Below are 18,717 nucleotides of genomic sequence, written 5' to 3'. Positions count from 1 at the left end.
TGAAATGGTAGTATATGGCAAATTATTCAGAAATTAGTATGGCTTATGCAGGTGTCTGCCAAGCTGCAAAATTAGTGCAAGAGCTAGCACATACAGGTCAAGTAGAGCAGAAAGAGGCTTTTGAAACTTTAATTAAAAGTTTGTTGGTCACTTCTCCAGAATCTACGCTTAATGTTTATGGCGATAGCCTTGCTAATTTGAAAGTGGGATTTGAAACCGCTATGGCGCAACTTAGCAGTGGCCAAGGTAAGCTAGATACCGAAATTGGGCGTTATTGGATTAGCTTATTAGCGCTTGGGCGTAAATTGAATCAAAACAGTGACGCAAAAACACAGTTAGCACAGCGTTTGCAGCAAATTAAACGTCAGCTTTCACTTTATGATGATAATGTGATGGCAGATCAGATGATTGCAAATTTAGCCGCTATTTATAGTGATATTATCAGCCCGCTTGGACAAAAAATTCACGTCTTTGGATTACAAGATTATTTAGTTCGCCCAGACATTCAACACAAAATTCGTGCGGTATTATTAGCTGGTATTCGTTCAGCGATTTTATGGCAGCAAGTGGGCGGTACCCGTTGGCAATTTTTATTTTCACGCCGTAAAATTTTTGACCATGCACGTGAACATTTTCAATCAATTTATTAACCATTGAATATACGGAGAAATCTTAATGGAACTGACAGCCTTAACCGCATTATCGCCAATTGATGGGCGCTATCAAGACAAAACAGCCGCGCTGCGCCCAATTTTTAGTGAATTCGGTTTATTAAAATATCGTGTGACAGTGGAAGTACGCTGGTTACAAAAACTAGCCTCACACGCACAAATCAAGGAAGTTCCAACCTTTTCTGAAAAAGCAAACGATTACCTTGATCAGATTGTTGCTAATTTCTCATTAGAAGACGCTAATCGCATTAAAGAAATTGAACGTACTACCAATCATGATGTAAAAGCGGTTGAATATTTCTTAAAAGAAAAATGTGAGGCATTACCAGAATTACAAGCAATAAATGAATTTATTCATTTTGCTTGCACCTCGGAAGATATCAATAATACTTCGCATGCGCTTATGCTTAAAACGGCGCGTGAAGAGGTGTTATTACCAGAATGGAAAAAAGTGATTGATGCAGTAATTGAGTTAGCAAAACGCTATCAGCATATTCCATTACTTTCTCGTACGCATGGTCAGCCAGCTAGCCCAACGACGATTGGTAAAGAGATGGCAAACGTAGCTTATCGCCTACAACGCCAATATAAACAATTAGAAAATGTAGAAATTCTAGCGAAAATCAATGGTGCGGTAGGTAACTATAATGCGCATCTTTCGGCATATCCAGATGTTGATTGGCATACCTTTAGCCAAGAGTTTATTGAGCAATCTTTAGGTGTGACTTGGAATCCATATACCACACAAATTGAACCACATGATTACATTGCTGAATTCTTTGATTGCGTAGCCCGTTTTAATACGATCGTGATCGATTTTGACCGTGATATGTGGGGCTACATCGCATTAAATCATTTCAAACAACGTACCATTGCAGGGGAAATAGGCTCTTCAACTATGCCGCATAAAGTTAACCCAATTGATTTTGAAAACTCTGAAGGTAACTTAGGGTTAGCAAATGCGGTGATGAGCCATTTAGGGCAAAAATTACCAATTTCTCGTTGGCAGCGTGATTTAACCGATTCTACGGTATTAAGAAATTTAGGCGTAGGATTAGGTTATGCGTTAATTGCTTATGCTTCAACTTTAAAAGGCATTAGCAAATTAGAGGTAAACGAACAGCATTTACGCGATGAGTTAAATCAAAACTGGGAAGTGTTGGCCGAACCTATTCAAACTGTGATGCGTCGTTATGGCATTGAAAAACCGTATGAAAAACTCAAAGAGTTAACGCGTGGTAAACGTGTTGATGAGGCGGCAATGCGTGCCTTTATCGACAGTTTAGCTATTCCAGATGCAGAAAAAGCACGCTTAAAAACAATGACACCGGCAACGTATATTGGATATGCGGTTGAATTGGTTGAAAAACTATAAACCGAAATTTGTAAAATTTAATCAGAAAATGACCGCTTGTGAGCAATATAAGGCTTGCAAGCGGTCTGTTTTATTAGATAATTTACCATTATTTTAGGCAATGATTGCCGTTATCTGGAAATTGAGAAAAGCATGCAGACAAAAATCAAAACTGCCGCAATTAAATTGCAATTAACTAACGAAGCGCTTGTTCAAACAAAAGTGGAAGATAATGTAATCGCTGAAGTGCCAGTGGCTTTAGTGTATAACGGTATTTCCCATGCGGTGATGATGGCAACGCCGCAAGATTTAGAGGATTTTGCGCTTGGGTTTTCTTTAAACGAAGGCATTATTTCGAATAAATCTGAAATTTACGGCATGGATATTGTTCCTCAGTGTGAAGGGGTGGAAGTCCAAATTGAAATGGCAACCCGTTGTTTTGTTGCATTAAAAGAAAAACGCCGTGCGATGACTGGCCGAACAGGGTGCGGCATTTGTGGAGTAGAGCAGCTAGAACAGGTAAACCAAAGTCGCCAATTAGCACAAAAAAATGATCGCTTGAAACAAGTAAACCCGCATATTTTGGCAGAATGTTTAGCGCAATTAGAACAAGCTCAAACATTAGCGCAAGAAACTGGCGCGAGCCATGCAGCAGCCTTTTTCTCCTTAGACGGTAAGCTTCTGGCAATTCGAGAAGATGTGGGGCGACATGTCGCTTTAGATAAACTTATCGGTTGGTATGAAAAAGCAGAACGACCAGTTGGATTTGTCTTTGTGACTAGTCGGGCAAGTTTTGAAATGGTGCAAAAGTGTCTAGCTGTTGGCATTGAAATGCTGTGTGCTATTTCTGCAACAACGGAAATGGCGGTAAATTTAGCAAAAGAAAATCAATTTACGTTATTGGCATTTGCAAGAAAAGGGCGAGCCACAATTTATGCGGGAGAGCATCGTTTAGCGATTTAGTCCCTTTTTATCTTATATTTCGCCTTTTAGTGTTTTTCTGCTATAATTCCAACAATTTTTGGCATAAATGCCACCATTTTTTTGTTATGTTAGGAACAACGAATGTCTGAACTCAATCAACCGAATTACGATTCTTCAAGTATTAAAGTTTTACGTGGTCTGGATGCAGTAAGAAAGCGCCCAGGGATGTATATTGGTGATACCGATGACGGCACCGGTTTACATCACATGGTATTTGAAGTTGTTGATAACGCGATTGACGAAGCGTTAGCGGGTTATTGTAAAGACATTATCGTTACGATTCATTCAGATAACTCAGTTTCAGTGCAAGATGATGGCCGTGGTATTCCTGTTGGGATTCACCCAGAAGAAGGTGTGTCTGCAGCTGAAGTTATCATGACTGTACTTCACGCAGGTGGTAAATTCGATGATAACTCTTATAAAGTGTCTGGCGGTTTACACGGTGTAGGTGTTTCTGTAGTTAATGCACTTTCATCTAAATTGCAATTAACTATTCGCCGTGAAGGTCATGTTCACGAACAATTCTATAGCTTAGGTGAACCTGACGCACCATTAAGCATTATTGGTGATACTGAAAAAACAGGTACCATGGTGCGTTTTTGGCCAAGCCTAGAGATTTTCAAAAATAAAACTGATTTTGAATATAAAATCCTTTCAAAACGTTTGCGTGAACTTTCTTTCTTAAACTCTGGCGTATCTATTCGATTGGTTGATGAGCGTTCAGGTCAGGAAGAACATTTTAAATATGAAGGTGGGATTAAAGCCTATGTTGAGTATTTAAATGAAGGCAAAACGCATATTCATAATACGCCTTTCTATCTTTCTACTGAAAAAGATGGCATTGGCGTTGAAGTTTCTTTGCAATGGAACGATAGCTATAACGAAAACGTATATTGCTTTACCAATAATATTCCACAGCGTGATGGTGGTACGCACTTAGCAGGCTTCAGAGCAGCATTAACTCGTGCATTGAAAAACTACATGGATAACAGCGGTGTGCTTAAAAAAGCAGATGCGAATATTGATGCTTCAGGTGATGATGCGCGCGAAGGTTTAGTCGCAGTGATTTCTGTAAAAGTGCCTGATCCAAAATTCTCTTCACAAACAAAAGATAAATTGGTTTCTTCTGAAGTGCGTGGTGCAGTAGAAAGCACCATGAATGAAGCATTAGCAGAATATTTAGCTGAAAATCCAGATGATGCGAAAAATATCGTGACCAAAATCATTGATGCCGCACGTGCACGTGAAGCTGCGCGTAAAGCACGTGAAATGACACGCCGTAAAGGTGCGTTAGATTTAGGTGGATTACCAGGTAAATTAGCGGATTGTCAGGAAAAAGATCCAGCACTTTCAGAATTGTACTTGGTGGAGGGGGACTCTGCGGGTGGTTCAGCAAAACAAGGTCGTGATCGTAAAAACCAAGCGATTTTGCCATTGAAAGGGAAAATTTTAAACGTAGAGAAAGCACGCTTTGATAAAATGCTTTCTTCTCAAGAGGTTGCAACGTTAATTACCGCATTAGGAACGGGAATTGGTCGTGAAGATTATAACGTTGAGAAGTTGCGTTATCATAAAATCATTATCATGACCGATGCCGATGTCGATGGTGCGCATATTCGTACTTTATTGCTGACTTTCTTCTATCGTCAAATGCCAGAATTGATTGAAAACGGCTACATTTATATTGCGCAACCGCCACTATATAAAGTGAAAAAAGGTAAACAAGAGCGCTATATCCAAGATAATGATGAAATGGCGCAATATGAAGTTGATATTGCTTTAGAAGGTGCAGGGCTTTATGTTAGCGAAGATGCGCCAGCATTAAGTGGTGTGGCATTAGAAAGTTTAATTGGTCAGTATAATGATGTACAAAAACGTTTTGAACGCTTAGTTCGCCGCTACCCACAGCCATTATTGAATGAATTGATTTATACACCAGCACTTTCAGCTGAATTAGTGAAAGATCAAACAAAAATGACCGCTTGGGTAGAACAATTTGTCAACGCATTAGTGTCTAAAGAAACCAGTGGCAATTTCTACCGTGGTAATCTGTTCTTCAATGCTGAGCGCCAAATTTATGAGCCAGAAGTGATTGTTACTACACATGGTATGGATACAACTTATCGTATCGATTTTAATTTCATTTCTAGCCAAGAATACCAAAGCATTGTGGCATTAGGCGAACAACTAAACGATTTGTTAACCCCAACGGCCTATGTAATGCGCGGTGAACGACGTCAAGCAATTAGCAGTTTTGCAGAAGCTTTAGACTGGTTAGTGAAAGAATCTCGTAAAGGCTTAACGATTCAGCGCTATAAAGGATTAGGTGAGATGAATCCGGAACAGTTATGGGAAACAACGATGGATCCGGTTTCGCGTAAGATGTTACAGGTAAATATTACAGATGCTATTGCGGCAGATAAATTATTTAGCACGTTAATGGGCGATGAGGTAGAGCCACGACGTGATTTCATTGAAAGCAATGCATTGTATGCACAATTAGATATTTAACAGAGAAAAGAAAGATGACGAAAGTTATCTTTCTTTTTTTTTATGGGAATGTGATTTTTGGGTTAGCGATAATTTTCTTGAAAATTTGCAAAAATAGTCGTTGATTTATGTCAAGCATAACTATTTTTAATTAGATTTTTCAAAAAATTACGTTAAAATGTAAATTAGTTGAAATTTATTCATATTTATTTAAAGAGGTGATGTTATGAAACTAACGCTTTTAGGTGCAGCTGGTGGTATTGGTCAAACTTTAGCTTTGTTATTAAAGCTAAATTTACCTGCAGAATCAGAGCTAGCTTTATATGATATTTCTCCAGTAACCCCAGGTGTTGCGGTGGATATTAGCCACATCCCAAGTGCTGTAAAAGTGAAAGGTTATGCTGGTGATGACTTAGATAAAGCATTAGAGGATGCACATATGGTGCTAATTACTGCAGGGCTTGCACGTAAACCAGGTATGACTCGTGCAGATCTCTTTAATATCAACGCGGGAATTATTAAAAACCTTGTAGAGAAAGTGGCGGAGATTTGTCCTAAAGCTTGTATCGGTATTGTCACGAACCCAGTAAACACTTTAGTACCGATTGCTGCACAAGTATTACGCAATAAAGGCATTTATGATAAAAGAAAGCTTTTTGGTGTAACAACCTTAGATGTTGTACGTGCGAAGAGTTTTGTTTCCGAGCTGAAACATCAAAATCCAACTACTGTTAAAGTTCCTGTTGTTGGTGGGCATTCTGGTCCAACCATTCTACCTCTCCTTTCACAAGCCCTTTCTCGTGGTTTAAAAATTGAATTAAGAAAAGAAGAAATTGAGTATTTAACTCATCGTATTCAAAATGCTGGTACAGAAGTTGTTGAAGCAAAAGCAGGTGGCGGTTCTGCGACTTTATCAATGGCTGAATCTGGTGCACGTTTTGCGATTGCGGTATTTAAAGCTCTGTTAGGTGATGGCTGTGTTCGTTATGCTTATGTTCAAACACCAGAAGGAAGTGGCTTACCAGAATTCTTTGCTTGCCAAGTACGTTTTGGCTTAGAAGGTGTAGAGGAAGTATTGCCATTAGGTGAGTTAAGCGCTTATGAAAAAGCTAAATTACAAGAAATCGATAGCATTTTAAGAGATGATATTCAAAAAGGTTTAGATTTCGTGAACAATGAATCTGAAAAAGCGTAATTGGAGAATAGTCTATGCAGATAACTAAAGATGCCGTCGCAGGTACATTAGAATCTAGCGATGCACAAATTCGTATCGCGCCACATAGCTCACTTGAAATTGAGTTGAATAGTTCTGTGGGTAAACAATTTGGTGATGATATTTTAGCGACTATCAATGAAGTGCTAGCGCAGTTCAACGTCACTGCCGCAAAAATTATTGTTGAAGATAAAGGCGCATTAGATTGTGTATTACGAGCAAGATTAAAAGCAGCACTTTTGCGTGCAACCGATGAAGCTATTGATTGGGAGAAAGTGCTATGAGTGAGCCGATTAAATTAAGAAGAAGTATGTTATTCGTGCCGGGTTCTAATGCGGCAATGATTAGCAACACTTTTATTTATAAGCCAGATTCAATTATGTTCGATCTTGAAGATGCGGTGGCATTAAAAGAGAAAGATTCTGCGCGTATTCTAGTGGCACACGCACTGCAACACCCACTTTATCAAGAAATTGAAACAGTGGTACGTGTAAACCCACTTGATTCGGAATTTGGGTTAAATGACTTAAATGCGGTTGTCAGAGCGGGCGTTGATGTAGTACGTATGCCGAAAACTGAAACAGCACAAGATGTAGTGGATATGGATTTAGCCATTACAGAAATTGAAAAAGCGTGCGGACGCGAAGTCGGCTCAACCAAAATGCTAGCAGCGATTGAATCTCCATTAGGGATTACTCAAGCGAATCAAATTGCTACGGCTTCAAAACGGTTAATTGGTATTGCACTTGGTGCGGAAGACTATGTGCGTAACTTAAAAACCGAGCGTTCGCCAGAAGGGATTGAATTATTATTTGCGCGTTGCTCTATTTTACAAGCTGCACGTGCAGCTGGTATTCAGGCTTTTGATACAGTTTATTCTAATGCGAATAATGAAGAAGGCTTCTTAAAAGAGGCTGCATTGATTAAACAGTTAGGCTTCGATGGTAAATCTTTAGTTAACCCTCGTCAAATTGAGCTTTTGCACAATCTTTTTGCACCAACACAAAAAGATGTAGATCAAGCAGAGAAAATTATTGCGGCAGCAGAAGAAGCTGAACGTAATGGTTTAGGTGTCGTTTCACTTAACGGCAAAATGATTGATGCGCCAATTATTGACCGTGCAAGATTAGTGCTTGAGCGTGCAAAATCAGGCATTCGTGAAGAGTAAGGGAGAAAGAAGATGACAACCAGAGAACAACGTGTTGCAAAATTTAATGCCAATCGCCCAGTTTACCAAGCTGTACCAAAAGCTGAATCTCTCGCTCGCACTGCAAAAGATCGCAAAATTTGTGAAAGTTTAGAAGAGGCTATCCGCCGCTCAGGCTTAAAAGATGGCATGACAGTTTCTTTCCACCATGCATTCCGTGCTGGGGATTTTGTGGTAAATATGGTCATGAATAAAATCGCTGAAATGGGGTTTAAAAACTTAACTTTAGCGTCAAGTTCATTGATTGATAGCCACTATCCAATTATTGAGCATATTAAAAATGGTGTGGTAACCAAAATTTACTCATCAGGATTACGTGGTCAATTAGCGGATGAAATTTCAAAAGGTATCTTAAATGAGCCGGTTAATATTCACTCTCACGGTGGCCGTGTGCATTTAGTGAAATCCGGTGAGCTTAAAATTGATGTCGCATTTTTAGGCGTACCAATGTGCGATAAATTTGGTAATGCTAACGGCTTTAGCGGCAAAAGCAAATGTGGCTCACTGGGTTATGCCAAAGTAGATGCGGAATATGCAGATAAAGTGGTGTTATTAACCGAAGAATTTGGAGAATACCCATTAAATCCAATCAGTATTGGGCAAGATCAAGTTGATTTAATCGTACAAGTTGATGAAGTGGGCGATCCGAAAAAAATCGGTGGCGGCGCAACACGTATGACGACCAATCCGCGTGAATTGTTAATTGCCCGTAAATGTGCGGAAGTTATTTTCAATTCTGGCTATTTTAAAGATGGCTTTTCATTACAAACCGGCTCAGGTGGTGCAGCATTAGCAGTAACACGTTTCTTAGAAGAAAAAATGCACCGTGAAAATATTACTGCAAGTTTTGCCTTAGGTGGTATTACCTCAAGTATGGTGGCATTACATGAAGCAGGGCTCATTAAGAAACTGATTGATGTGCAATCTTTCGACAAAGATGCCGCAGAATCGTTAGCTCGCAATCCAAATCATATTGAAGTTTCAGCTAACCAATATGCAAACTTTAGCTCAAAAGGCGCATCAGTTGAACGTTTAGACGTGGTTATTTTATCCGCATTAGAAATTGATACGAAATTTAATGTGAACGTATTAACGGGTTCTGATGGTGTGATTCGTGGTGCCTCTGGTGGTCACTGTGATACGGCAGCCTCTGCACAAGTGGCAATTATTGTTGCCCCACTCGTGCGTGGACGTATTCCGACGGTAGTTGAAAATGTGATTACTTGTGTAACCCCTGGTGAAAATATTGATATTTTAGTGACCGATCATGGCGTTGCTGTAAACCCTAAACGTCCAGACTTGATCGAAACTCTAACTAATGCAGGAATTGCCTTATTCACTATAGAACAGCTTTGTGAGCGTGCTTATAGCATTACTGGCAAGCCAAAAGATATTGAATTTACAGACAAACCTGTGGCGGTTGTACGTTATCGTGATGGCACAGTTATTGACACGGTTTACCAAGTAAAAGCGTAAGATAGAAAATAACAAGCGGTCATATTTTGCAAAAGATTTCCAAAACATTCTCGACAGAAGGTGTAGATATTTCACTTGAAGCACTACTTCAAGCACGTGAAGATCGCGCTTTCTTGCAACAACAATTGTTAGCGAAGCATCAACAAACCTTGCTTTCATTCACGTTAACGGCAGTCGGTGGCGTGAAAAAAAATGAATTGTATGATTATCTTTTTGCAAAAGGATTGGAAAATCTGACCGCTTGTTTTAATCGGCTCAACATTAAACCTATTGAGGCATTGATTCGTCCACTTGAAACCGGGCATGAAGCGCTTTTTGTGTTAGCTATTGAAGCGACAACACTGAAAAGTGAAATGATTGCTTTGGAAGATAGTTCACGGTTATCTAGACTGTGGGATTTCGATGTAATAGATAAAAATGGAAAGTTGTTGAGTCGAGCTGAATTTGACTTTCCTCCAAGATCTTGTTTGCTTTGTGAACAAGAAGCAAAAGTATGTGCAAGGCATCGTACACACACAATTGATGAGATTTTGGCGGAAATGCAAAATCGTGCGCAAGCGGTTTATTTTGCAGAACGGATTGCAGAATTAGCCTATAAGGCATTATTAAAAGAGGTTTATCTTAGCCCTAAACCTGGGTTGGTTGATTTAGAGAACAATGGTTCGCACCAAGATATGACCGTGCAAACCTTTGAGCAAAGTGCAGAAGCCCTTCGTCCTTATTTTTTGCAATTTGTGCTAAAAGGGATGACAACTTATAAAGTCGATATTTCGCAAATTTTATCGCAAATTCGACCGCTTGGAATGCTCGCTGAAAAAGCGATGTATCAAGCGACTCAAAATGTGAATACGCATAAAGGCGCGATTTTTGCTTTTGGCTTAGTTTGCACTGCGATTGGTCGGCTATATGCGCAAAATAAGCCGTATGATGTAACAGCGATTTGTCATCTGGTAGCAGAAATGACGCAAGGCATTTGTGATGAACTGAAGCACTACCCGAAAGATCAACCTTTAACGGCGGGTGTGCGTTTTTATCAGCAGTACGGCTTAACAGGTGCAAGAGGGGAAGCTGAAAGTGGTTTTATTCTCGTGCAACAAGCGTTAGCAATGCTTCAATCGTATCAAGATAAATCTTTCGAACATCAATTACAAATTGCATTACTTTTCTTTATGCAACACAACCAAGATACAAATGTAGTCAATCGCGCAGGGATGAGTGGCTTAAGTTTTGTTCAAACTGAAGCTGTCAAGCGGTTAGAAAATAAAGAAATTTTACAAAATGCGACAGCGTTAACACAGAGTTTAAGGGAATTAGATCAGGCTTGTGTTAAACAGAATATCAGCTGTGGCGGAAGTGCTGATTTAGTCGCATTAACGGTTTTTTTTCTATCATTATAACTTTCATATAGAGGTGAAATATGGCGTTATCTAAAACGCAGAAACTAGCAATACTGGTCGCGATTCCAGTGCTATTTTTCTTAATCCCTGCGCCAGAAGGGCTTTCTTTGATTGCTTGGCGTTTATTAGGTATTTATATTGCAACTATCGTGGGGCTTGTGATTAAGCCTTATGGTGAGCCTGTTATTTTATTAGCAGCTGTTGCAGCATCCGCAGCAACGATCGGTAATACCGCAGGTGCTGAAAAATTAGTGAAAGTGGGACAAACCCTTTCAGGTTATCAATCCGGCACAACGTGGTTGATTTTCACAGCCTTCACATTAAGCTCTGCTTTTGTGATTACTGGTTTAGGTAAACGAATTGCCTACTATATGATCGGATGGATTGGTAATACAACCTTACGTTTAGGTTATGTTACGGTATTCTTGGATTTACTATTATCGCCAGCAACCCCTTCAAATACCGCACGTGCGGGTGGGATTGTATTCCCAATTATCAACAGTGTGGCGGTAGCACTAGGTTCTGATCCTGAAAAATCACCAAAATTAGCTGGACGTTATTTATTATTAAATGTCTATATGACGGTAAAAACAACCAGCTATCTTTTCTTAACCGCAATGGCACCTAATGCATTAGCGCTTTCTATTATGGAGCCGGTATTAGGTTTTAAAGTGAACTGGATAGAATGGTTCTTAGCGGCATCTGTACCAGGTCTACTTTGCTTATTTTTAATTCCGTTAATTTGCTATTTCATCGCAAAACCGGAACTTAAACATGTAGATAACAAAAATATTGCGAAAAAAGGCTTAGAAGAATTAGGCCCAATGAGTATGCGTGAGAAATCATTAGCGGTGTTATTTGTGTTAGCGCTTTTTGGCTGGATTTGTGCTGATTTCCTTGGCGTAAACTCAACAACCGTTGCACTTATTACTATGGTGCTTTGTATCGTATTAAATATCGTTTCTTGGGATGACGTACGTAAAAACAAAGCAGGCTGGGATACCTTAATTTGGTACGGCGGTATTATCGGGATGTCAAAAATCCTTGAAAATGCGAAATTCTTTGAATGGTTAGCGGATACTTTAAATAAACATTTAGATTTCGGTGACCACGGTATGTTGGCACTGGTTGTTATCTTAATCTTAAGTGTTTCTGTCCGTTACTTATTTGCTTCTGGTGGTGCTTATGTAGCAGCGATGATCCCAGTATTTGCAACAGTGGGGAAAGTGGCAGGTGCGCCAGTTGAATTATTGACGTTAGGTTTACTATTTGCTAACTCGTACGGTGGTTCGGTAACGCACTACGGCGGTGGCCCAGGTCCAATTACTTTTGGAGCGGGCTATAACGATATCAAATCTTGGTGGACTGCAGGTTTCATCATTGCCTTTGGTAGCCTATTAGTACATACCACTATTGGTTTCGGTTGGTGGAACTTCCTGATGAGTATGGGCTGGTTACCAACAGCTGGACACTAAACTAAAATAGAAAAGGCTGAACAATTGTTCAGCCTTTTTGCGATTTTGAAAATTATTTATTAGCAATAATTTTTGAGCCATCTGCAAATTCAATGCTCATTGGTCCAATGATCGTTTGGATATTACTGTTAGGATTTTCAACCGTTGAGCGGAATTCAGCAGGAATATTTTCTAAGGCTGTGGTTTCATTAAATATTGCTTTTGCTTTTACTGGAATAGCATCTGCAAAATCTAATGGTAAATTTGCTACGTAAAGAATTTTACCTTCAAATGAATAAGCACTAATCCAGTGAATTGCTTTAATTGCTTTATCTCCAGTATTTTCAATGTCATAGGTAACGGAAACTGTTGCATTACCTTTGGCATCTTTTGTTAAAGCACGTTTAGTCGCCGTGATTTTTACAGCTTGCTCAAACTGTGTTTTTGCATCTTGAGCATCAACTTTTTTCTCTTGGGTCGCTTGTGCATTATTTGCTGGTGCTACTTTTTTCTCCTCGTTGCAAGCTGTTAATGCAACTGCGCTGGCAATTAAAGTAGTAAATAAAATAGATTTATTAAATTTCATTTAGCGTTCCTTCATTAAAATATGTAATAGCCTTAATCCTTAATAATGACATTAAGTTTTTGCATTATACGAGGAAGAGCATGGCATACACAGTATTTAAAGGTAAATTTATTAAAATCTAATTAAGCAACTTTTGCCATTTCAAATTCAATTAACATCATTAAAATATGGATAACTTTAATGTGGATTTCTTGTGTGCGGTCAGCATAACGGAAATGCGGTACACGGATCTCAACATCTGCTAATCCAGCCATTGCTCCACCATCTTTACCGGTCATTGCAATCACTTTCATGCCTTTTTCTTTAGCCACTTTAATAGCATTTAACACATTCTTAGAGTTACCTGAGGTAGATAAGCCAAAGAGTACGTCACCTTTATTTCCAACCGCTTCTAGATAACGAGAGAAAACATAATCGTAACCAAAATCGTTACTGACACAGCTTAAATGGCTAACATCTGAAATCGCGATTGCTGGGTAACCTGGACGATTTTCACGGTAACGACCAGTAAGTTCTTCAGCAAAGTGCATTGCATCGCAATGTGAACCACCATTACCACAAGAAAGCACTTTACCGCCTTGTTTAAAACTGTTTGCAATAAGTAGAGCAGCATCTTGAATCAATTGAATGTTTTTTTCATCATTCATGAATTTATCAAGTAGATCTGCTGCTTCTTGTAATTCTGCTTTAATTTCTGCTAAATACATAAAATTTCCTTAACTTAAAAAGAGTAGCGAAAGAAATTAACTTTCGCGGTGAATAATAAAATCAGCTAATGCTTTTAAAGCGCTAGTGTCAAAAGAGAGTTGCGCTAACGCATCTAAGGCTTGCTCATACAAATCTTGTGCTTTTTGTTTTGCGCCCTCTAACCCTAAAAGTTTTGGATAAGTACTTTTATGGAGATATTCATCAGCACCAACCTGCTTACCAATTTTTTCGGTTTCGCCAATAACATCTAAAATATCATCTTGTACTTGAAAAGCTAATCCAATAGCTTGCGCATAACGTTGTAATTGTATCCGGATATGCATATCGTTTGCGGATTGAGAGAGATTGAGTCCCATCATGACCGATGTTTCAATTAGTGCACCTGTTTTATTCCGATGGATTTGCTCTAATTCCGCGAGACTGACCGATTTATCTTCGGCAATCAAATCTAAACTTTGCCCGAAGCACATACCTTTCGCCCCAGCAGCGGTTGCAAGCGCGCTAATTTGTGCAACTTTTTGCGAATCGGTTAATTTCTCATCATCGCTAATCAACGAGAAAGCCATACTTTGCAATGCATCGCCAGCCAAAATAGCGGTGGCCTCATCAAAAGCAATATGGCATGTTGGATTTCCACGGCGAAGCGCATCATCATCCATTGCGGGTAAATCATCATGCACTAGAGAATAGGCGTGAATGGATTCCATTGCCGCCGCGCTAGTGTCTAATTTATCTAGCGAGACACCGAGCATTCTGCCAGTTGCATAAATTAAAAATGGACGTACGCGTTTTCCACCTAACAATACGGCATAAGCCATCGCTTCAGTTAAACGAGCATTAGGATAATGTTTTAATGCTGATTGAATAAAATCGTTAATTCGTTTTTGGAAAAATGCGAGATCGTCAGAAAGCGTATAATTCATGATTAGTTATAATCCGTTAATTCTGCTTGTTCGTTTTTATTTAAAAGAATTTGAATGCGTTGCTCCGCATTTTGTAAGCGTTCTTGTCCTTGCTGAACTAATTTTACAGCATGCTCAAATTCATTTAGCGCTTCTTCAAGTGGCAATTCACCAGATTCTAATAAACTGACAATATTTTCTAATTCTTTCAGCGTTGCCTCAAAGGATGGCGGGGCCGTTACACTTTTTTTAGCCATAAATTTTGCTCAATATTGAGAAATACCAATATGGCAAGTTTACCTGTCGAATAGCGGATTTGCAAATAACTTGCATTGCTAAATAAAGAAAAATGATTGAAGCAAGAGGTAAAAAATTCTATGATGCGATTACTTTATTGACTTTATTGACTTTATTTTACTTAGAGAAAAGGAATACAAACATGACAAAAGTGATTCACACTGAAAATGCACCAGCAGCAATTGGCCCTTATGTACAAGCGGTTGATTTAGGACAATTAGTGTTCACATCAGGACAAATTCCAGTCGATCCGAAAACGGGCAATATTCCTAGTGAGATTACCGCGCAAGCTCGCCAATCGCTTGAAAATATTAAAGCGATTATTGAGCAAGCAGGACTTTCGGTTGCAGATATTGTGAAAACCACGGTTTTTGTTAAAGATTTGAATGATTTCGCAACCGTAAATGCGGAATATGAAGCGTTTTTCCGTGAAAATGCGCACCCTAGTTTTCCAGCCCGTTCTTGTGTGGAAGTCGCTCGCTTACCAAAAGATGTTAGCTTAGAAATTGAAGCTATTGCGGTAAGAAAATAAACAAGCGGTCATTTTTTAAGATTTTTTTGCGAAATGAAAAAGAAACCTAAAGCGATTTTACCAACTTGGCAAGTTCCAGATTCAATTCATGCTTTCACGACATTGCGTACAGGTGGGGTAAGCCAAGCCCCATTTGATAGTTTTAATTTGGGCGATCATGTGGGAGATAGCGTTGATGATGTTATGGAAAATCGACGATTATTAACAGCACAGTTTGGTTTACCGCAACCACCACTGTTTTTAGCGCAAACGCATAGCACTAAAGTGATTCGTTTGCCTTATTCAGGTGAGTCGGTTGAAGCTGATGCGGTTTATACCAATCAAGCAAACCAAGTCTGTTTAGTCATGACAGCAGATTGCTTACCTGTATTATTCGTGAGTCAAAATGGCCAAGAGATTGCGGCCGCACATGCTGGTTGGAAGGGGTTATGTGATGGAATTTTAGAAAATACTATTGCAGAATTTACTTGCCCGACATCAGAAATTCAAGCTTGGCTCGGACCTGCTATTGGTGCAAAAACTTTTCAGGTTGGTCAAGAAGTGGTTGATAAATTTGTAGCACAGAATGCTCAAGCGATAAATGCTTTTGTGCCAGATGAAAAGCAACCAGGAAAGTATTTAGGCGATATTTATCTTCTGGCTAAACAGCATTTGAATAAATTGGGCATTACCTCAATAAGTGGCGGAGAGCATTGTACGGTTAGTGAGCCGGAAAAATTCTTTTCTTATCGAAGAGAAAACCGAACGGGAAGAATGGCGACGCTTATTTGGCGAAGTGAATAAGCAAAGAGGCTTTATGATTATTCATAAAGCCTCTTTTTGTAAAACTTTTAATCAAAATGACCGCTTGTAAATATTGAGATGTCTATTTTTGACTTTTCTTGAACGCTCTTCGTTTTTTAAAAAAATCACTAATTTGTTGGCTGCAAAGAGAACCTAATACTCCACCTTGAATATTGAGTAAATGATTCATCTTAAAATCTTCAAAAAGATGAAAGCGAGAGCCAATTGCACCGGTTTTATAATCACTAGCACCAAAGACCAAACGACCAATTCGGCTATGCAAAATAGCACCAGCACACATTGCACAAGGTTCAAGGGTGACATATAAGGTGCAGTCAGTTAAGCGATAATTTTGCAGAGATTGTCCCGCCATGCGAATGGCCATCATTTCAGCGTGAGCGGTAGGATCATGCATGAGAATAGATTGATTCCAACCTTCACCAATGATTTCACCAGCAGGGCTCACTAATACCGCACCGACAGGAATTTCACCAAGTGCTTCAGCTTTTTGCGCCAGTTTAATAGCATATTCCATCATGGTAATGTCCATTTCAGATGGGATAATTTGGCAATCAGTATAGGATTTCTTAATAAACATAATGGAGCATTTTTAAAATTAAAGGTGGAGAAATCTCCACCTTTAGCTTTACATATTAAACCAGATTAGCGACGACCGCGGTCATTAAAGCGTTTTTCTTTAAAGCCACCTTTACGATCTTTGTTAAAACCATTATCACGTTCGCCACGGCGACGGTCGTTGCGGCGGTCATTACGACGATCATCACGGCGTCCACGATCTTCAAATGATTGACCTGATTGGCTACCAGCTGGACCTAATAATGACATTTGCATTTGTTTATTTAGCACACGAGATTTTTGTGCAAAATGTTGTACTAAATGGTTAGGCATGCCTTGCGGTAACTCAATTGTAGAGTAAGTATCATATAGCTTGATATGTCCGATATAACGGCTGTTAATATCGCCTTCATTTGCAATAGCACCTACAATATGACGGACTTCTACACCATCTTCACGGCCGATTTCAATACGGTATAAATCCATAGCCACACCGTTATTTTCACGATGTTCACGACCACCACGCTCACTACGACGATCATCACGATCACGACGTCCACGTTCTTGACGAGCAGGGCGAATTGCAGGGTCTGGTGGCAGAATCAGTTTTTGTTTCTCTTGTAACATCATCATCATTGCTGCAGCTAATTCTTCATGATCTTGATCTGCTGTAAATAAATCTTCAAGCAATTCACGATATTTTTCTAAATCATGATGTTCTAATTGTTTAGCAACGCGTGCTTTGAATTTCGCCCGGCGTTTTTCCATGAGCATTTCATGGTTTGGAATCGAAACTTCATCAATTGGCTTTTTCATCAAGTTTTCGATGTTGCGCAATAAACGGCGTTCGCGTGGTTCTACAAATAATAATGCACGACCAGAACGACCAGCACGGCCCGTACGACCAATACGGTGAACGTAAGATTCTGCATCAAGTGGAATATCGTAGTTTACCACTAAGCTGATGCGTTCAATGTCAATACCGCGAGCGGCAACATCAGTCGCAACTAAAATATCTAAGCGACCAGATTTTAATTTATCTAAGGTTTGCTCACGCGCTTGTTGGGTCATATCTCCGTTTAATGCTGCAGTACGGAAGCCATTACGTTCGCATAATTCAGTAATATCAACCGTACCAGTTTTTGTGCGAGTGAAGATAATCGCTGCATCAAATTCTTCTACTTCTAAGAAGCGTAATAAGGCATCATTTTTACGGAAGCCATTGACTAACCAATAGCTTTGAGTAATGTCTGGCGCAGAACGTTGCGTAGCTTTAATTTTTACCTCTTGCGGGTTTTTCATAAAACGTTTAGTGATGCGACGAATTGGCTCTGGCATGGTTGCAGAGAAGAGTGCAGTTTGGTGATCTTCAGGTAATTCCGCCATGACGGTTTCAACATCATCAATAAAGCCCATACGTAACATTTCATCAGCTTCATCTAATACGATAGATTGTAAGGCTGAAAGATCTAATGTGCCACGGCGAATATGGTCAAGAATACGACCAGGCGTGCCCACAACGACTTGTGAACCTTGTTTTAATGCACGTAATTGGATGTCATAGCGTTGCCCACCATAAACGGTTACAACACGCACACCTTTCATATTTTTAGTAAATTGTTCACAGGCATCAGCAACCTGAATAGCTAACTCACGAGTAGGCGCCATAACTAACATTTGTGGATGGCGAGCGTTTGGATCAATTTTTGAAAGTAATGGGAGAGAGAACGCTGCGGTTTTACCACTACCAGTTTGTGCCATACCTAAAACATCGCGACCTTCTAGTAGGTGCGGAATAGTTTCTTGTTGAATAGGCGATGGGGTGACGAAACCGATTTGGTTAACGGCATCAAGAATAGATTGAGGAAGACCTAAGTCTGCGAAAGTAATTTGTGATTCAGTTGTCATAAAAATCCAATAATAAGCGTGTTGAACACGCAACAAATAATAGGGTGCCGAGCACCTAAAAATTGCTAGGTAAATAGAAAAGAAAAAGTGAAGCAAACAAATGCCTAAACGATATCCCGTGAGTGCAAGCGGTCGGATTTTAGCTGTGTTTTGCAAAAAACAGATTAATTTGACCGCTT

General features: G+C 39.5%; 18 protein-coding genes. 12 read left to right on the top strand and 6 right to left on the bottom strand.

All coding sequences use genetic code 11. From position 1 onward, the window contains the following. Positions 1 to 14 precede the first annotated feature (14 nt). The 10 genes from hflD to HSP_RS0108400 all read left to right on the top strand — a co-directional run bounded on the left by hflD (position 15) and on the right by HSP_RS0108400 (position 12,267). Positions 15 to 650 carry a high frequency lysogenization protein HflD gene (gene hflD, locus HSP_RS0108445; RefSeq protein ID WP_007524721.1) on the top strand — a complete coding sequence of 212 codons (636 nt, stop codon included), beginning with the start codon at positions 15 to 17 and terminating at the stop codon, positions 648 to 650. A 25-nt stretch (positions 651 to 675) separates the two neighbouring features. After that, positions 676 to 2,046 carry an adenylosuccinate lyase gene (gene purB / locus HSP_RS0108440; protein ID WP_010129870.1) on the top strand — a complete coding sequence of 457 codons (1,371 nt, stop codon included), beginning with the start codon at positions 676 to 678 and terminating at the stop codon, positions 2,044 to 2,046. A gap of 132 nt (positions 2,047 to 2,178) precedes the next feature. Further along, positions 2,179 to 2,988 (top strand): formate dehydrogenase accessory sulfurtransferase FdhD, encoded by an 810-nt coding sequence (gene fdhD, locus HSP_RS0108435; RefSeq protein ID WP_007525287.1) that lies wholly within the window; start codon positions 2,179 to 2,181, stop codon positions 2,986 to 2,988. Positions 2,989 to 3,090: 102 nt separating this feature from the next. Then, positions 3,091 to 5,520, top strand: a complete 2,430-nt coding sequence (gene gyrB / locus HSP_RS0108430; RefSeq protein ID WP_010129869.1) for a DNA topoisomerase (ATP-hydrolyzing) subunit B — start codon at positions 3,091 to 3,093, stop codon at positions 5,518 to 5,520. 205 nt (positions 5,521 to 5,725) lie between these two features. Then, positions 5,726 to 6,694 (top strand): malate dehydrogenase, encoded by a 969-nt coding sequence (gene mdh / locus HSP_RS0108425; RefSeq protein WP_010129868.1) that lies wholly within the window; start codon positions 5,726 to 5,728, stop codon positions 6,692 to 6,694. 14 nt (positions 6,695 to 6,708) lie between these two features. Beyond that, on the top strand, positions 6,709 to 6,996 hold the full coding sequence (gene citD, locus HSP_RS0108420) for a citrate lyase acyl carrier protein (RefSeq protein ID WP_010129866.1): 288 nt from the start codon (positions 6,709 to 6,711) through the stop codon (positions 6,994 to 6,996). Positions 6,997 to 7,004: 8 nt separating this feature from the next. Beyond that, positions 7,005 to 7,880 carry a citrate (pro-3S)-lyase subunit beta gene (gene citE / locus HSP_RS0108415; protein ID WP_029495355.1) on the top strand — a complete coding sequence of 292 codons (876 nt, stop codon included), beginning with the start codon at positions 7,005 to 7,007 and terminating at the stop codon, positions 7,878 to 7,880. Between the two features lie 12 nt (positions 7,881 to 7,892). Further along, positions 7,893 to 9,395, top strand: coding sequence for a citrate lyase subunit alpha (citF, locus tag HSP_RS0108410; protein WP_007524939.1), 1,503 nt, complete (start codon positions 7,893 to 7,895; stop codon positions 9,393 to 9,395). Positions 9,396 to 9,421: 26 nt separating this feature from the next. Next, on the top strand, positions 9,422 to 10,792 hold the full coding sequence (gene citG / locus HSP_RS0108405) for a triphosphoribosyl-dephospho-CoA synthase CitG (protein WP_007525194.1): 1,371 nt from the start codon (positions 9,422 to 9,424) through the stop codon (positions 10,790 to 10,792). A gap of 20 nt (positions 10,793 to 10,812) precedes the next feature. After that, a complete protein-coding gene (locus tag HSP_RS0108400; protein ID WP_007525284.1) occupies positions 10,813 to 12,267 on the top strand; it encodes an anion permease in 1,455 nt (484 codons plus the stop codon). A gap of 52 nt (positions 12,268 to 12,319) precedes the next feature. Here the strand turns inward: HSP_RS0108400 and HSP_RS0108395 are convergent, their stop codons facing one another. The 4 genes from HSP_RS0108395 to xseB form a co-directional block, all read right to left on the bottom strand. Further along, positions 12,320 to 12,832: a hypothetical protein gene (locus tag HSP_RS0108395; RefSeq protein WP_007525386.1), complete on the bottom strand. Its 513-nt coding sequence runs from the start codon at positions 12,830 to 12,832 to the stop codon at positions 12,320 to 12,322. Positions 12,833 to 12,954: 122 nt separating this feature from the next. After that, on the bottom strand, positions 12,955 to 13,539 hold the full coding sequence (gene lpcA, locus HSP_RS0108390) for a D-sedoheptulose 7-phosphate isomerase (protein ID WP_007524368.1): 585 nt from the start codon (positions 13,537 to 13,539) through the stop codon (positions 12,955 to 12,957). Positions 13,540 to 13,575: 36 nt separating this feature from the next. After that, positions 13,576 to 14,463: a (2E,6E)-farnesyl diphosphate synthase gene (gene ispA, locus HSP_RS0108385; protein WP_007524174.1), complete on the bottom strand. Its 888-nt coding sequence runs from the start codon at positions 14,461 to 14,463 to the stop codon at positions 13,576 to 13,578. Positions 14,464 to 14,465: 2 nt separating this feature from the next. Next, positions 14,466 to 14,699 carry an exodeoxyribonuclease VII small subunit gene (gene xseB / locus HSP_RS0108380; RefSeq protein ID WP_007524374.1) on the bottom strand — a complete coding sequence of 78 codons (234 nt, stop codon included), beginning with the start codon at positions 14,697 to 14,699 and terminating at the stop codon, positions 14,466 to 14,468. A gap of 182 nt (positions 14,700 to 14,881) precedes the next feature. Between xseB and HSP_RS0108375 the strand changes: the two genes are divergently transcribed. Beyond that, entirely contained in the window at positions 14,882 to 15,271 is a 390-nt protein-coding gene (locus HSP_RS0108375) for a RidA family protein (RefSeq protein WP_007524446.1), read from the top strand. 33 nt (positions 15,272 to 15,304) lie between these two features. Beyond that, positions 15,305 to 16,054: a peptidoglycan editing factor PgeF gene (gene pgeF / locus HSP_RS0108370; RefSeq protein ID WP_010129865.1), complete on the top strand. Its 750-nt coding sequence runs from the start codon at positions 15,305 to 15,307 to the stop codon at positions 16,052 to 16,054. A gap of 82 nt (positions 16,055 to 16,136) precedes the next feature. On the opposite strand, the gene tadA is transcribed toward pgeF, so the two are convergent. Together tadA and HSP_RS0108360 are read right to left on the bottom strand one after the other, a co-directional pair. Next, a complete protein-coding gene (gene tadA, locus HSP_RS0108365; RefSeq protein WP_050801707.1) occupies positions 16,137 to 16,652 on the bottom strand; it encodes a tRNA adenosine(34) deaminase TadA in 516 nt (171 codons plus the stop codon). A 65-nt stretch (positions 16,653 to 16,717) separates the two neighbouring features. Beyond that, entirely contained in the window at positions 16,718 to 18,538 is a 1,821-nt protein-coding gene (locus tag HSP_RS0108360; protein WP_010129862.1) for a DEAD/DEAH box helicase, read from the bottom strand. Positions 18,539 to 18,717: the final 179 nt, after the last annotated feature.

Origin of the sequence: Haemophilus sputorum CCUG 13788, from assembly GCF_000238795.1 — a bacterium.
GTDB classification, from domain to species: Bacteria; Pseudomonadota; Gammaproteobacteria; order Enterobacterales; family Pasteurellaceae; genus Haemophilus_A; species Haemophilus_A sputorum.
Note: the sequence above shows the minus strand (reverse complement) of the source record. Positions and strands in the feature narration are given on the sequence as shown.

Bases quoted from the DNA above. Each gene is read 5' to 3' on its own strand.
- lpcA (WP_007524368.1), bottom strand. From the start codon at position 13,539: ATGTATTTAGCAGAAATTAAAGCAGAATTACAAGAAGCAGCAGATCTA.
- citD (WP_010129866.1), top strand. From the start codon at position 6,709: ATGCAGATAACTAAAGATGCCGTCGCAGGTACATTAGAATCTAGCGAT.
- purB (WP_010129870.1), top strand. From the start codon at position 676: ATGGAACTGACAGCCTTAACCGCATTATCGCCAATTGATGGGCGCTAT.
- HSP_RS0108395 (WP_007525386.1), bottom strand. From the start codon at position 12,832: ATGAAATTTAATAAATCTATTTTATTTACTACTTTAATTGCCAGCGCA.
- hflD (WP_007524721.1), top strand. From the start codon at position 15: ATGGCAAATTATTCAGAAATTAGTATGGCTTATGCAGGTGTCTGCCAA.
- xseB (WP_007524374.1), bottom strand. From the start codon at position 14,699: ATGGCTAAAAAAAGTGTAACGGCCCCGCCATCCTTTGAGGCAACGCTG.
- citF (WP_007524939.1), top strand. From the start codon at position 7,893: ATGACAACCAGAGAACAACGTGTTGCAAAATTTAATGCCAATCGCCCA.
- HSP_RS0108375 (WP_007524446.1), top strand. From the start codon at position 14,882: ATGACAAAAGTGATTCACACTGAAAATGCACCAGCAGCAATTGGCCCT.
- ispA (WP_007524174.1), bottom strand. From the start codon at position 14,463: ATGAATTATACGCTTTCTGACGATCTCGCATTTTTCCAAAAACGAATT.
- HSP_RS0108400 (WP_007525284.1), top strand. From the start codon at position 10,813: ATGGCGTTATCTAAAACGCAGAAACTAGCAATACTGGTCGCGATTCCA.
- pgeF (WP_010129865.1), top strand. From the start codon at position 15,305: ATGAAAAAGAAACCTAAAGCGATTTTACCAACTTGGCAAGTTCCAGAT.
- mdh (WP_010129868.1), top strand. From the start codon at position 5,726: ATGAAACTAACGCTTTTAGGTGCAGCTGGTGGTATTGGTCAAACTTTA.
- tadA (WP_050801707.1), bottom strand. From the start codon at position 16,652: ATGTTTATTAAGAAATCCTATACTGATTGCCAAATTATCCCATCTGAA.
- fdhD (WP_007525287.1), top strand. From the start codon at position 2,179: ATGCAGACAAAAATCAAAACTGCCGCAATTAAATTGCAATTAACTAAC.
- HSP_RS0108360 (WP_010129862.1), bottom strand. From the start codon at position 18,538: ATGACAACTGAATCACAAATTACTTTCGCAGACTTAGGTCTTCCTCAA.
- gyrB (WP_010129869.1), top strand. From the start codon at position 3,091: ATGTCTGAACTCAATCAACCGAATTACGATTCTTCAAGTATTAAAGTT.